Origin of the sequence: Reichenbachiella sp., assembly GCF_965223055.1 — a bacterium.
Lineage (GTDB): Bacteria > Bacteroidota > Bacteroidia > Cytophagales > Cyclobacteriaceae > Reichenbachiella.
Genome location: NZ_CBDCVM010000005.1, coordinates 199,996 through 213,125, shown reverse-complemented (window position 1 = coordinate 213,125; position 13,130 = coordinate 199,996). Strand labels below are relative to the sequence as shown.

The window sequence follows — 13,130 nt, the reverse complement described above, 5'->3', positions numbered from 1 at the left end:
TCAAAAGATCTAAAAATGTTTGTCAAAAGCCTAATTGTTACTTTCAATTTTATTCTAAGTGTTGTTTTTTTTAGCAGTTGTGTTTCTAGTTCTCAGGAATCCACAGATAAGCCAATCCCACTGGATGAGCTTACCATTGCCGAGATTCATCAGGCATATACTCAAGGAATATATAACAGTCAAGATTTGGTTGATGCCTATATAAAAGCAATAGAAGAAAAGAATGGCTCAATCAATGCCATTACTATTGTCAACCCAGAGGCCATGGCCATAGCGGAGTTTCTGGATCTGGAATATGCCAGAACTAAAAAACTAAGACCACTGCACGGAATCCCGATCATAGTCAAAGACAACATTAATACAGTAGGATTGCCCACCACGGCAGGAGCCTCGGCGCTCAAGGACATCATACCGGAACAGAATGCTTTTATCATTGATCGCTTTGTTGATGCAGGTGCGATCGTATTGGCCAAATCAAATATGGCTGAATGGGCTTTTTCACCTATGCATACTACAAGTACGTTAGGGGGCACGACTAGGAATCCTTATAATCTAGATTTTGTGCCTGCTGGATCGAGTGGAGGTACAGCAGCCGCCATAGCTTCTAATATCGGTGTTGGAGGGCTAGGAACCGATACTGGAAACTCAATAAGGGGGCCATCTTCTCACTGTGCGCTAGTTGGTTTTAGAACGACCATAGGATTGATAAGTAGAGAAGGAATTGTTCCATTGTTTTTGAGAAATGATGTAGTAGGGCCTATGTGTCGTACGGTTGAGGATGCCACAAGAATGATGGAGGTCATGGTTGGGATTGATACCTTGGATCAGGTGACTTTCAATTCGAAAGATAGGACTTCAGAAAATTATATCCAGTATTTGCAGAAAGACGGTTTAAAAGGGGCACGAATTGGAGTGTTTAGGCAAGTAAGTGATATTGAAATAGACGAAGAGGTCAAACACCTGTTTGAGCAAGCTTTAGCAGATATGGATGCTTTGGGAGCAAAAATAATAGACCCCGTATGGGTTCCGGATTTTGAATCTTTGAGTGAAGGAAACTGGTGTTCCGTTTTCCGGAAGGATGTTGAAAAATTTTTACAGGACTACGTGAAAAATGACAGCATTCAAACTTTAGAGGATATAATACGAATAGGTACTTCGGCACCAATCTCAAAGCAAAGACTAGAAGCCTATGCCAGCAAAGAAGGTAGATGGGGCAAAGGAGACTCAGCTTGTTTGGATGCGTATCACGATGAGAAAAGAATAGCTTTCCGAATGGCCATAGAATCTATGATGGACTCTTTAAAGTTAGATGCTATCGTTTACCCCAGTTGGAATCAAAAACCTGCAAGAATAGCCTACTTTGAAGAGCAATATGGAGGAGACAACAACCAAATAATATCACCTCACACAGGACAGCCTGCCTTTACAGTGCCGATGGGAATGAGTGCTGGCAATTTACCAGCTGGCCTGCAGTTTTTAGGTAGAATGTATGATGAACCCACTTTGATCAAGTTGTCATATGCATATGAACAAGGCACTAAACATAGAAAGACTCCTGTGCCTCAATCTTTAGCGCAGCAATAAATAGTCGTGAGTACCAATAAGCGATACGATGGTGGTTTGATAGTCACCGACTGCCCCAGCCAATCGGCGAAAGTGATTCAATCTTCATTTAGAAATTTTCTTTATCAACCCAGAGCCTATCAAAAAAACTATCTCCAAAAGAACTTTACACAAGCCTTTGATGGCTATTCTTACCTCGGACAGAAAGACAGTTCGAATCAATATGAAACGGACTTGTTGCATTCATTTGTGATTTCAGGGCTTTCTCCCATTCACAAATATCCCACTGAGTTTCAATCATTTTTAATCAATGACTGGAAGATACTCACTCAATTAGTCCGTGCCCTTGAAAAAGAGGTGATCGAAACGTTGGACATTCCCGGACTCTCTGTTTTTCATGATAGGCATATGGATCACATGGTATCATGCAACTACTATCCTGCCTTGGACCAGCTGAAAAACAGAGCCGGCTTGGATTTGCGTCTATCCAGACATAAAGACGTTTCTTTGTTCAGTGTTTTTATCTTCGGAATTGATGATGGTTTATCTTATGAAATTGAATCAGGAGAGCAAAAAAGACTCGGGCAACGATCACGCGTAGTGATTTTTCCTGGGTACTTTTTAGAATTGATTTCTGGTGGAAAATACAAAGCGGTAGAACATCAAGTGGAACTTCCTAAAGATAATGTGGAGCGTTATTCATTTGCCTTCTTCTCTATTCCTAAGCCAGAAAGCAAGATTGATTTTGCTGGTTTGGAATTGACAGGCGAGTCATACTATGAGCAATATTTAAACCTTTTTTGATCATGTATTTGAATATGATATTAGAGACTATAGCCGTGGTTTTAGGACTGGCCTATTTGTATTTTTTGATCAAGGAGAACATAATTTGCTGGTATTTTGGCATTGCTTCATCCATAGTAAGTATCGGATTGTTTTATAGATCAGGGCTCTATTCAGAAAGTATCCTCTACATTTATTATGTGGTAATTGGTGTTTATGGTTTGTGGCTTTGGCGAAAACCAAAACCCGACCAAAACAGGCTCTCTGTAAGGCAAATCTCGTCAAAAATGTACTTGAATATTTTTCTTTTGGGTACTTTGTTCACCGGTGTCCTCGGATATTACTTCAAAACGTATAGCGATGCCAATGAACCTTATTTGGATGCTGGCACAACAGTTTTCAGTTTCATTGCCAGCTACCTGGAAGCCAATAAATTCATCGATGCTTGGCTATTTTGGATAGTGATTAATATGGCCACACTAGTGCTCTATTTCAATATAGATTTGAATATCTATTTACTACTTACCTTTTTGTATTTGGTATTCTCTTTCATTGGCTTTTCACAATGGAATCGAAAATTGGAAGAACCAATGTTTGTTAAATAAATTTGTTCTATGAGAATATGTATTTGCGTGATCTTGACGATTAGTTTTTCCACACTAGGCTATGGACAGACAAAATCAGAATTACCTGATCCTTTGAAAGCTGGCTGGAAAGGAAATCCCGTCTGCAAAGTGCTGGAAGAAAACGAAAAAGTCAGGGCTTTGAAATGCACGTTTGCACCAGGCGTGGGGCACGACAAACATTTTCATGCCGCACATTTTGGTTATACCTTGGCAGGAGGAAAATTTCAAATCACAGATACCACAGGTACTCGAGAAGTGAACGTTCCTACGGGTTATGATTTTTTCAATGACCGGATAGACTGGCATCAGGTGCTGAACATCGGTGAAACTACAGCTGTCTTTTTGATCATAGAGCCTAAACAATAGTTACAATTATTTTATACATGCGAACATATATTACCTTTTTGTTGCTTGGACTAACACTTGCTAATTGCCAATCCAAACCAGAAAATCTATACCAATCCGAAACGCTGATCATCAAACAAATCTCTGATCACACTTACCAGCACATCACCTATCTCCAAACAGATGACTATGGCAAAGTTGGCTGTAATGGTATGATCGTAGTTGACCAAAACGAAGCCATTGTGTTCGACACGCCGCCAGATGATGAGTCTTCTGTAGAGCTAATCAATTGGCTGGGCAGGGCGTTGGGCTGTCGAGTGACGGCAATGGTTCCTACTCATTTTCATAGGGATTGTTTGGGAGGACTGGCTGCTTTTCACCAAAGAGGCATACCCTCCATTGCGAACAACAGAACCATTCAATTACTCGACTCAACGGCGATATTGCCCTGGCAAGGATTTGATGATTTCATCAACCTCACTGTTGGAGAGCAGGAAGTAATTGTTGACTACCTTGGTGAAGGACATACTGCGGATAATGTAATTGCTTATTTCCCAAGTGAGCAGGTTTTGTTTGGCGGTTGTTTGGTGAAAAAGCTGAATGCTGGGAAAGGTAATTTGGAGGACGCCAATTTGGAAGAATGGTCTAACACAATAGAAAAGGTCAAAACCAAATACCCAGAGACGGAATGGGTGTTGCCGGGTCACGGATCTGCTGGAGATCAAGCTCTATTGGATTATACCCAGGAAATGTTCCAAACCACGCGCCAGTAATTCACCCACCTTTTGCTTAAATTGTGGCCAAACCGACACGGATGACTCGCATATTTAAAACATTTTTGATCTTCTCAGTTTTGGCATTGATCATCTGGTCTTGCCGAGAATTGGAGCCTGAACATGGCCCAGGCAGTGTGGATTGGTCCGAACGCACGGTAAAGGCACAAGTGGTAGACTCTCTAATGTCTGGCCAGACTTATTTGTCTGTCTATTCTCAAATCTATAGCTCTAAGGAAAAAAGAACCCATGACTTGACTGCAACAATAAGTGTAAGAAATACCAATAGTTTGGATTCAGTCTATATCGAAAAAGTGGAATACTATAATACGGCAGGAGAATTGATTAAAACATTTATCGAGCAGTCAGTATTCATTTCACCAATGGAGACCATCGAAATCGTATTGAGTGAAGACAATCTAAAGGGTGGAACGGGAGCGAACTTTTTGTTTTATTGGAAGAAAAAGAAGAGAACACCTGAACCTTATTTTGAAGCGGTGATGATTTCTACATCAGGCCAGCAGGGGATTTCATTTACTACTCAAGGGAGGAGAATTAAATAAAAAAGGTGACCAAGTAATTGATCACCTATGTTCGATATGAATAGATTTTAACAGCCTTCAGGTTCTGCAATGGATATTGCTCTTGGGATTCCTTTTTTGACCGTCATGTATTGTTCATATTCTTCTGGAATATCTTTATTTAGATCCAAATAAGATTTGCCAAACATGGATTGACTTCTCTCTTCATAAATTTGATTGAAACCTTCCTGTATATAGACCCAATTTTTGAGGTATGCCTCATAAGTGTCGGTATTGCTATATTTAGTACTTACCACATAGTTGGATTTGCCTTGCGCCATCTGATCTTTCACAAAATCATATACTTTTTTGTGATTGGTAACATCCGCTTGTTTTCCAAGGAAAATTTTAAGGATGTCAATATCATGTTTGGCTGCATACGCATCATCGATGTGCGGAAGCTGAGGAACGCCAGGTAAATTGTGACCTTTCATTGGAGGCAAAAGCATAGGAGACTCCACTGGTTGCCCGAGAGGTGACTGACCCAATTGCAGTACTTTACGTCGATTGGCTTTTCTCAATTCGGTTTGAATATCACGAATCATTCCCATCTTTTGATTTTGATCTACTCTGAGTGCAATGATTCCATTGTTGGTCAAACCGGATGCCACAACGACTTGTGCTATTTCGCCTACTTCATGTTCGACCCCGTCAATAGTTAGTTGGTCGTTCACTACTGTGAAGTTCAATAGGTCAGATTCGGAAGCATAATATGTACCTTCTCTACCCGAAATGACAGGGAGGATAACTCCTTCATCATGTCCGTTCTTCAATGACTTTTCAGACGTAATTACAGCCTGCTCATCCTCTACGGAGTTGCACTGAATCATAATTACACTAAAGGTTAAGGTTACAACTAAGGCCAGGGCTACTTTTACTTTACCCATTGCGCCTGATTTTTTATTTTTCATCATGGTTATTCGCTTTTTTATAAATGATAAATTGAAATTGTGTACCAACCCGTAAGAGTTGTTGCTGATCAATTGTCTCAAAAGCAAGGTCTGATACTCAACTAAGGAATAACCCTCGTTTAGGATGTGGTTGTCTGCTATATATTCATGTGTTGTTTTTAGGGATTTAATCAGCCGCCAGATCACTGGGTTGAACCAGAAAAAGGCCGCCAACAATTGAACAAATATTAAGTCTATCGAATGACGTTGTTTCACATGCGTACGTTCATGCGCCAGAATGTGATCGAACTCAGAAGTACCCATCATTTCTTCATGCACAAAGACATAATTCAAAAAGGAAAAAGGTGCCAACTGATTTTTTACCTTCACTACATTCACATGGTCCTGCACAACGACTGGGTGACTGCGGATCAAGCCATTGATCCATTGCACCGTCCAGACCGTACGAGATAGACAAACGACCACGCCAATAAAATAAACACCTGCCAAGGCCCACAAAAAGATTTTCGTCCAATTCAATTCACTAAACCAGTGGCTTGTATCCTGTGTGGGCGTGGTAGAAGCTTGGGTTTGGACGTATGTCCAATCAGCAAATGCATCATAATAATTCATGCGTGCTTTGCTGATTTCTTGTATAGGTAGTTTGGCAACAGGGGCTGGATTAAAATCAAAACTCAAAAGCGGAAAGACGAGGCTGAAAATGACAATTCCAATCAGATAAAATCGATTGAGAGAGAAGAATGTCTCTTTTCTCAATATCAGCACATACAGTGCGTATAGGCAGGCCAGCATTACACTGGACTCCATCAAATACCAAATGAGCTTATCCATTTTTCTGATTTTTAATTGCTTCGAGCATTTTCATGGCTTCGTCTAATTCCTTTTCATCCAGCTCTTTGCTTTCAGAGAAGAAGTTGACCACTTTGCTAAGTGAATTGCTGTAATAGTCCTTCACCAGCCGCGACAGTTGCCCCTCGCTATATTCGTCTTTGCTGATCAGCGGATGATACTGATGCGATTTGCCGTAAGCCGTATAGCCCACGATCTCCTTCTGCACCAATACCCGCACAATCGTAGAGACCGAATTGTAGGGAGGTTTAGGGTCGGGGTACTCATTGATAATATCCTTGATAAAACCTTTTTCGATACCCCAGAGAATCTTCATAATCTTCTCCTCTGCCTTAGTTAAAGTGACCATACTATTGAGTTTAATTTTAATCAGCTACACAATAGTATAACTTATTTTTAAGTTTACAAACTTATTGATAAGTTATTTAACTTAATATTAAGTTATAGGTGCTTTTTCTTCAAAGAACGCAGTTCAACGCTATTCTAATAAGAGATATCTGATACATTAGTGGTTGATATTTCTGATATTAGCTAGTATCAAACACTAAGGTGTTGATATCACTATGGTAGCTAAAACTACCTTTGTTTACATATTTTGTATCTTTGAGTATGGACATTCAAACATCTAAAATAGAACTTGCCAAGTTGATTCTGAATCTTGACAATCCAGCAATTCTAAGGAAGATTAAAGAACTGATTGTTGGAACTCAAAAGGATTTTGGAAACACTCTTACGGCAGCAGAAAAGGAAGAGATTGAAATTGCCATAACTCAACTGAACGAAGGTAAAAGGACATCTTTTGATTCTTTCATTGCAAAGGTTTCATGAAGAATTACAAAGTCTACCTTTCTCCAGTGGCAGAATTTAAACTACAATCCCTTACTGAATACCTAAACGCTGAGTGGGGGGAAAAATCAAAACAAAAATTCCTTAATGAACTTGTTCAGTCGGTTTCTAAAATAGAGAGTTTTCCCGAATCATGCCCTAAGTCTGACTCTTTCAATGGCATTTTCAAATGCGTAGTCTCAAAGCTTACTTCATTCTATTATAGAATCAAGAACGATGAAATTGAAATTATTACCTTAACTGACAACAGGCAAAACCCAGATGAACTGCTAGAAGAAATTAGAAAATTTAGATAACAAACTGTCAAAAATCATATTCAGGCGCTAATCCTTCCTAGGCATCATCCCCTCTCGCTCAGCAATTTGATAAACTAGTGCTGCTATGACAGTGGCATTGATCATCATGTCTCGCTCTGGCACATATTCCAAGGCATCCAAATTGGTGTGGTGCGTTACAGTCATATAGTTCAATCGATCCTGTATGATCTGAAATCCGGGGATATTGTAATAGTCAAATACATCGTGATCAGTCATATTGGTATTTTGAATCGTAAGATGATTTACATCCAAATGTTCATAGGGCGCTAACATTTCTTCAAAAACGGGCTTGACCGCTTCGTTTCCTTGTAGATAAATTCCTCGCATTTGGCCCGCACCATTATCCATATTCAAATAAGCCGAAATCTTTTCTACCTCTTTTTTCCTGGCTGTTTCTTTCACTTTACCGAAATGATTTTCCGCATAGGCCAGGGAGCCCACATAGCCTTGTTCCTCACCACCCCACAGTGCCATTCTAATGGTTCGTTTTGGTTTTAAGCCAGATGCTTTAATGATCCGCATCGCTTCCATCATTACTGCGGAACCAGCACCATTGTCTGTGGCTCCGGAGGCCGGATGCCAGGAGTCGAAGTGCGCCCCTATCATCACCACTTCGTCTTTTAGTTTTGGATCTGACCCAGTGATTTCGGCTAAGACATTCACATTGTTTTCTGGCTTTAAATAGAGTTCTGAATCTAAGTGAAATTTAATTTTAGGCGTCTTCTCTCTCTTAGTTAAGCGACTCAACTTCCCAAAGTTCTCAGGCGAAATCGCAAAGTATGGAATAGGCTTCTCATCACTCTCTCTAAAATTATAGGTGCCGCTTGGGTGAACAATACCCGGGAATAAGGGTGTAGTGCCGAAAATAGCTAGTGCCCCTTCAGCCTTTAAGAAGGCAAAGAAAGCATCATCTTTTTGCATAAACTGTTCGAATATAATTTCTAAATCTTCGATCAAATCCACATTTCCAGCCGATGGTCCCAAGGGATTATCTGGAGCAGGGTGAATGGATCTTTCAGCTTCGGCGATTGCCTCTTCTGTCAATCGAGTCGAAAGGGCATCAAACAACATATTCTGATCTGGCGCAGACCCAATGAGTACGGTTTTCCCTTTTAGTTTCCCAGTCCATTTATTTTTCACATGATCCAAGTCAGGAGATGGTTCTATCCAAACGAGTTCACCTTCCTGTACGCCATTCGAACTTTCAGTCCAGGCATAAGGATAGGCTTGAATTTTCATGTAGGCAGGAGCTACCATTTCTACATTAAAGGATTTTACTTCCCAACCCATACAATCATCACAGTAATTCTCGAAATAAGCCTCGTCCATACCCCAAGAATTCATGGTTTGCTTTACCCATTCCGCGGCTGCCAAATATTGATCCGTTCCTGTCAATCGAGGCGCATAGACATCAGACAAATCAGCTATCAGACTCATCACTTGAGAGTTTTGAAAACCTTCGGTGTTAATCTTGGCAAGATCTTGAGAATTAGTCTGTCCAAAGGAGCAAATTGGAATGGCAAATAATCCAATAAATAGGAGTTTAATTATTGTGTTCATAAGATGAGAATGAGATGTTGTGTGTACAAGGTAGTGAAAAAAACTTTTTGACTAAGACGACAGTAATACTTTCCAAGACTCAAGTTTTCGATGGTATTTTTGCTTTCGTTGGAGTTGTCTCCAACCAACCACTGTCCTTAGCTACTTGAATCAGTTTGCTAATCCATATTTTCTATAAATTGAACTCAATAAACTCAAGGAGCTTCATTGAAAGGAAAAATAAAAGCGAACACGGTTGATAAGTATCTCAGACCTATCCGAGAGCAAATTTGTGATTTGGTAGCTGAGGATGCTCGGGTGCTTGAAATCGGCTGCGGCAATGGGGACTTGCTATTCAGATTAGCTTCCAAAATCAAACAAGGAACAGGCCTTGACATCGATGGGCGGTTAATAGCTTATGCCAATGATCGAAAAGAAACGGAAGGTGTTCAAAACCTAAATTTTCGAGTAGCAGATGTCGTGCACGAACATATGCCCGCAAAACCATTTGATTATGCCATTGCAAGTTTGGTTTTTCATGTGCTAAAGCCTGAAGAAGCACATGAGCTAGTTCATCAATTACTAAACAGCGCGGATCAAATGATCATCTGTGCTTTTTGCGCCCCGACTAATTGGTGGCAGCGGTTTCTTTTGTGGTTAGATCAGCGCTTTTCTGGCCATTTCTCCCATTTCAATTCTTATCAAAAAGGTGGTTACATGAGTGGCATATTAGAATCACTTGAAAACGTGCGGATGGAAGAGGTAAATACTTTCGATCCAGTGATTAAAATATATCTGATCACCAAATGACGCGTCATATTTGGCTATATTGATAATCGGGAGAAACTATCATGCACATGACCGATATTATAATTCAAGGTATCCAGTTCGACGAAAAGTCATCCTTTGAACAAGGGCCTGCTTTGGCGCCTCCATTAATTCGCGAGGCACTATATGGCGGGTCGATGAATCTGTTTACAGAAACAGGAATCGCCATAGAAGATAAACCCATAGCGGATCAAGGAGATTTTGAAATCAAAGATTATTTTGACATTGAGAAAATTACTCTCAATCACCTCAGCAATGGGTCAAAGATTCTGACGTTAGGTGGAGACCACTCCATTACCTATCCTATCATTAAGGCTCATCATGAGAAATATCCAAAGCTCGATATTTTGCATATCGATGCCCATGGAGACTTGTATGATGAATTTGAAGGAGACAAATACTCCCACGCCTGCCCCTTTGCCAGAATTATGGAAAACAGTTTGGCCACAAGGCTTGTTCAAGTTGGTATTCGAACCCTAAACGATCATCAAATCCAACAAGCAGATAAGTTTGGTGTAGAGATTCATCAAATGAAGGGCCTAGACTTGAATAGAATTCCCGAGTTTGATAACCCGGTCTATATTTCGTTGGATTTGGATGGGCTGGATCCGGCTTATGCTCCGGGAGTTTCTCACCATGAACCGGGAGGGTTGTCTACTCGACAAGTGCTGGATTTAATTCACAATATAAAGGGAGAAGTCATAGGAGCTGACATTGTAGAATACAATCCTAATCGAGACCACAAGCAAATGACAGCCTTTTTGGCGGCCAAGTTGATGAAGGAAATTTTAGGAAAAATGTCAATTAAGTGAGAGTACTCAAATGCTTGTTTCCCCTTTTGTTCAAATAGGCCACTTTTATTTTATGATTAATCTCGGGTAGGGAATCTGGTTGTTCGTTCGTTTTGATATAACACAAACCTTCATGTGGAGGTGTGTCAGAAAAAAACGATGAACTATGAGACCATATTTATTATCTAAACTCATGCTGTTGGTATGCATACTCTATACCACAGCTTGCGAAGAGAGCAAGTCTACAGATTCCGGAGAAAACTCAGCGCCTGGAAGCTTTACCATAACAACTAGTGACATTGAAAAGACATCTGCGGTAATATCGTGGACAGCGCCGGAAGATGCTGATGGAGACGCCCTGACCTATGATGTCAATTTGGGTTCTGATGAAGTTGCTTCAAGTCAGCCAGGTACCAGTTTTACCTTTTCAGGCTTAACAGCCGGTACAGATTATTCCGGTAGCGTGGTGGCGATGGATGGTAACGGCGGAGAATCAAACGCCTCATTTTCTTTTACTACCGACAATGAAGATGGGTCTTCAAATGAAAATGAAAACCCAGGTTCGTTTACGGTTACAGTTTCTGATCTAACTCACAACAGAGCAGAATTGTCTTGGACAGCTGCTGCGGATCCAGATGGCGATGCGGTTACCTATGCTATTACTTTAGATTCTGATGAGCTTGAGTCTGCAGAAAGTGCTACGAGCTATAGCTTGACTGATTTGGCTTCGGGGATGGCTTTCTCTGGAAAAGTGACTGCATCGGATGGAAATGGAGGAACTTCAGAGGCTTCCTTTAGCTTCACTTCTTATGTGATCGATATTTCTTTGTATAAAGATATGTTTGGGTTCGAAAGTGCAACCTTGGTGGATTGCAACTATAGCGAAGGGGGTTCTGGTCAGTGCTATCAGATCAAGTTTTCTAGTAATCCGATAGATGATGAAGGACCTTATTGTCCAGAAACCACTTTTGATGTTGGAGGTTTTGGAAACTATGATGGAACAACCAATCCGGGCTTTCAAGTAATGAAAGCGGCGTTATTCCAAGCGATGGAAACGGATGGTTATGACATCATTGCTGATGTGGCTAATGGAGATGGGAGTTATGATATTACTATTGAAACGGTGGTTCCTGGAGGAGGTCGAACAGCCATGCCAGCTTCAGCAGCTTGCCTAGAACCTACACCTGACGACAATCTAACGCTTACTTTTGAAATACCTGTAGTTCCTACAGACCTAAGCTCGGCAGATAACATTGAAAGTGTTGAGTTTGTAGGTTTGGCTTTGGACGGCGTGCCTATCAATGGAGCGCCACCATCAGTAGTCTCCAACAACGGTAAAATCCCATCTTTGGATAGATGTGGTGGACATCATGATCCATCAGGCTACTATCACTGGCACTTTATAGCAGCTTACATGGATGCCACCTTGGATGCTCAGGGATTGTTGGACAAAGACAATGACATTCAATGCTCCAAGAAAGATCAAGAGGCTACCGTACTCATGGGCTATGCAAGAGATGGGTACCCCATCTATTCGGGACAAGATTCGGAAGGCGTGGACCCGACAGACTTGGATTCGTGTAACGGGCATATGGCGGCAACTGGTGAATATCCCGATGGAATCTATCACTACCATGCTTCTACAGATGTGACCAATGTACCTCCATGTATCGTCGGTAAGCAGTCGGTGGACGCTTTTGCTAAACCTTCTTGATTATGACTGTGATGAAAAGATTGGTTGCTATCATATTACTGATTGGATCTATGGTGTTCAGTGCCGTAGCTCACAATGCTAAGATTGCGACTTTCACCTTGCGGGATACCGGAGCAGGTTGGCTAGTAGAGATGAATTTTGCGCAGGCAGGAATCGATGCTACCATGATTGAAACCCATGGTTCAGAAAAGTTAGAAAAACTGGACAGGAAATCCTATCAAAATTTAATAGTGGAATACGTGAAATCGAATTTCCACTTAACAGTGGATGGAGAGATCATTAAATTAAGAAATGGTGGCATCATGTTGGGTTCGCATCAAACAGACCTAAAGTTTGTGCTTCCTGAAATGCCACCGCATCCGGCTGAGGCACAGGTATACATTCCTATGTTCGGCAACACCTACAACCATACCAACTTGTTTAGAATCTATCGGGGCGGTAAGAATATTACTAAGTTTTTTCTAAGCGAGGACAATGGGTTCAATGTTGATCTGAGTTTTACCTCACGGGGCATTGTTGCCGTAGAGAAAGAACCTCGTCCAGATCAGTTTTTCATGTTGAGTGGAGGAGGCATTATGCTAGCCATAGTTATGGTTATTGCATTTTCAAGGAAAAAGCTAAAAGCGTAGAAATCAAAAGATACCTTTTCAAGTAGACCCCGCAG

At 41.0% G+C, this 13,130-nt stretch carries 15 protein-coding genes; 12 read left to right on the top strand and 3 right to left on the bottom strand.

Translation table 11 applies throughout. From position 1 onward, the window contains the following. Nucleotides 1-15: 15 nt before the first annotated feature. Genes ACOQO5_RS03960 through ACOQO5_RS03935 form a run of 6 tightly spaced genes read left to right on the top strand, consistent with a single transcriptional unit; the run spans nucleotide 16 to nucleotide 4,653 of the window. Nucleotides 16-1,584, top strand: a complete 1,569-nt coding sequence (locus tag ACOQO5_RS03960) for an amidase (protein WP_420580384.1) — start codon at nucleotides 16-18, stop codon at nucleotides 1,582-1,584. A 6-nt stretch (nucleotides 1,585-1,590) separates the two neighbouring features. Continuing rightward, nucleotides 1,591-2,367, top strand: coding sequence for a 2OG-Fe(II) oxygenase family protein (locus tag ACOQO5_RS03955; protein WP_420580383.1), 777 nt, complete (start codon nucleotides 1,591-1,593; stop codon nucleotides 2,365-2,367). A gap of 2 nt (nucleotides 2,368-2,369) precedes the next feature. Then, nucleotides 2,370-2,951 carry a nicotinamide riboside transporter PnuC gene (gene pnuC / locus ACOQO5_RS03950; RefSeq protein ID WP_420580382.1) on the top strand — a complete coding sequence of 194 codons (582 nt, stop codon included), beginning with the start codon at nucleotides 2,370-2,372 and terminating at the stop codon, nucleotides 2,949-2,951. 9 nt (nucleotides 2,952-2,960) lie between these two features. After that, on the top strand, nucleotides 2,961-3,338 hold the full coding sequence (locus tag ACOQO5_RS03945; protein WP_420580381.1) for a hypothetical protein: 378 nt from the start codon (nucleotides 2,961-2,963) through the stop codon (nucleotides 3,336-3,338). Between the two features lie 17 nt (nucleotides 3,339-3,355). After that, the gene (bla, locus tag ACOQO5_RS03940) at nucleotides 3,356-4,090 is read left to right on the top strand and encodes a subclass B1 metallo-beta-lactamase (protein ID WP_420580380.1); all 735 of its coding nucleotides are present in this window, start codon (nucleotides 3,356-3,358) and stop codon (nucleotides 4,088-4,090) included. 41 nt (nucleotides 4,091-4,131) lie between these two features. Further along, nucleotides 4,132-4,653, top strand: coding sequence for a DUF3124 domain-containing protein (locus ACOQO5_RS03935; RefSeq protein WP_420580379.1), 522 nt, complete (start codon nucleotides 4,132-4,134; stop codon nucleotides 4,651-4,653). Nucleotides 4,654-4,700: 47 nt separating this feature from the next. On the opposite strand, the gene ACOQO5_RS03930 is transcribed toward ACOQO5_RS03935, so the two are convergent. Further along, nucleotides 4,701-6,413: a M56 family metallopeptidase gene (locus ACOQO5_RS03930; protein ID WP_420580378.1), complete on the bottom strand. Its 1,713-nt coding sequence runs from the start codon at nucleotides 6,411-6,413 to the stop codon at nucleotides 4,701-4,703. Continuing rightward, the gene (locus ACOQO5_RS03925; protein ID WP_420580377.1) at nucleotides 6,406-6,780 is read right to left on the bottom strand and encodes a BlaI/MecI/CopY family transcriptional regulator; all 375 of its coding nucleotides are present in this window, start codon (nucleotides 6,778-6,780) and stop codon (nucleotides 6,406-6,408) included. Before ACOQO5_RS03925 ends, ACOQO5_RS03930 begins: the two co-directional genes overlap by 8 nt. Before the next feature lie 260 nt (nucleotides 6,781-7,040). Between ACOQO5_RS03925 and ACOQO5_RS03920 the strand changes: the two genes are divergently transcribed. Both ACOQO5_RS03920 and ACOQO5_RS03915 read left to right on the top strand, forming a co-directional pair. After that, complete coding sequence (locus ACOQO5_RS03920; protein ID WP_420580376.1) at nucleotides 7,041-7,259, top strand: hypothetical protein; 219 nt, start codon at nucleotides 7,041-7,043, stop codon at nucleotides 7,257-7,259. Continuing rightward, nucleotides 7,256-7,573 (top strand): type II toxin-antitoxin system RelE/ParE family toxin, encoded by a 318-nt coding sequence (locus ACOQO5_RS03915; RefSeq protein WP_420580375.1) that lies wholly within the window; start codon nucleotides 7,256-7,258, stop codon nucleotides 7,571-7,573. The genes ACOQO5_RS03920 and ACOQO5_RS03915 overlap by 4 nt, the downstream gene beginning before the upstream one ends. Before the next feature lie 27 nt (nucleotides 7,574-7,600). Here the strand turns inward: ACOQO5_RS03915 and ACOQO5_RS03910 are convergent, their stop codons facing one another. After that, complete coding sequence (locus ACOQO5_RS03910) at nucleotides 7,601-9,154, bottom strand: M20/M25/M40 family metallo-hydrolase (protein WP_420580374.1); 1,554 nt, start codon at nucleotides 9,152-9,154, stop codon at nucleotides 7,601-7,603. A gap of 207 nt (nucleotides 9,155-9,361) precedes the next feature. On the opposite strand from ACOQO5_RS03910, the gene ACOQO5_RS03905 reads away from it, so the two are divergent. From ACOQO5_RS03905 to ACOQO5_RS03890, 4 genes are all read left to right on the top strand, one after another. After that, complete coding sequence (locus ACOQO5_RS03905) at nucleotides 9,362-9,943, top strand: class I SAM-dependent methyltransferase (RefSeq protein ID WP_420580373.1); 582 nt, start codon at nucleotides 9,362-9,364, stop codon at nucleotides 9,941-9,943. Between the two features lie 47 nt (nucleotides 9,944-9,990). Continuing rightward, nucleotides 9,991-10,773 (top strand): agmatinase, encoded by a 783-nt coding sequence (speB, locus tag ACOQO5_RS03900; protein WP_420580372.1) that lies wholly within the window; start codon nucleotides 9,991-9,993, stop codon nucleotides 10,771-10,773. 145 nt (nucleotides 10,774-10,918) lie between these two features. After that, complete coding sequence (locus ACOQO5_RS03895; RefSeq protein WP_420580371.1) at nucleotides 10,919-12,466, top strand: YHYH protein; 1,548 nt, start codon at nucleotides 10,919-10,921, stop codon at nucleotides 12,464-12,466. A gap of 11 nt (nucleotides 12,467-12,477) precedes the next feature. After that, entirely contained in the window at nucleotides 12,478-13,095 is a 618-nt protein-coding gene (locus tag ACOQO5_RS03890; RefSeq protein ID WP_420580370.1) for a hypothetical protein, read from the top strand. Nucleotides 13,096-13,130: the final 35 nt, after the last annotated feature.

What these genes read in the sequence shown, in the direction of transcription:
- bla (WP_420580380.1), top strand. Translation starts at nt 3,356, where the DNA reads ATGCGAACATATATTACCTTTTTGTTGCTTGGACTAACACTTGCTAAT.
- ACOQO5_RS03925 (WP_420580377.1), bottom strand. Translation starts at nt 6,780, where the DNA reads ATGGTCACTTTAACTAAGGCAGAGGAGAAGATTATGAAGATTCTCTGG.
- ACOQO5_RS03960 (WP_420580384.1), top strand. Translation starts at nt 16, where the DNA reads ATGTTTGTCAAAAGCCTAATTGTTACTTTCAATTTTATTCTAAGTGTT.
- speB (WP_420580372.1), top strand. Translation starts at nt 9,991, where the DNA reads ATGACCGATATTATAATTCAAGGTATCCAGTTCGACGAAAAGTCATCC.
- ACOQO5_RS03935 (WP_420580379.1), top strand. Translation starts at nt 4,132, where the DNA reads ATGACTCGCATATTTAAAACATTTTTGATCTTCTCAGTTTTGGCATTG.
- ACOQO5_RS03945 (WP_420580381.1), top strand. Translation starts at nt 2,961, where the DNA reads ATGAGAATATGTATTTGCGTGATCTTGACGATTAGTTTTTCCACACTA.
- ACOQO5_RS03895 (WP_420580371.1), top strand. Translation starts at nt 10,919, where the DNA reads ATGAGACCATATTTATTATCTAAACTCATGCTGTTGGTATGCATACTC.
- ACOQO5_RS03910 (WP_420580374.1), bottom strand. Translation starts at nt 9,154, where the DNA reads ATGAACACAATAATTAAACTCCTATTTATTGGATTATTTGCCATTCCA.
- ACOQO5_RS03920 (WP_420580376.1), top strand. Translation starts at nt 7,041, where the DNA reads ATGGACATTCAAACATCTAAAATAGAACTTGCCAAGTTGATTCTGAAT.
- ACOQO5_RS03915 (WP_420580375.1), top strand. Translation starts at nt 7,256, where the DNA reads ATGAAGAATTACAAAGTCTACCTTTCTCCAGTGGCAGAATTTAAACTA.
- pnuC (WP_420580382.1), top strand. Translation starts at nt 2,370, where the DNA reads ATGTATTTGAATATGATATTAGAGACTATAGCCGTGGTTTTAGGACTG.
- ACOQO5_RS03890 (WP_420580370.1), top strand. Translation starts at nt 12,478, where the DNA reads ATGAAAAGATTGGTTGCTATCATATTACTGATTGGATCTATGGTGTTC.
- ACOQO5_RS03930 (WP_420580378.1), bottom strand. Translation starts at nt 6,413, where the DNA reads ATGGATAAGCTCATTTGGTATTTGATGGAGTCCAGTGTAATGCTGGCC.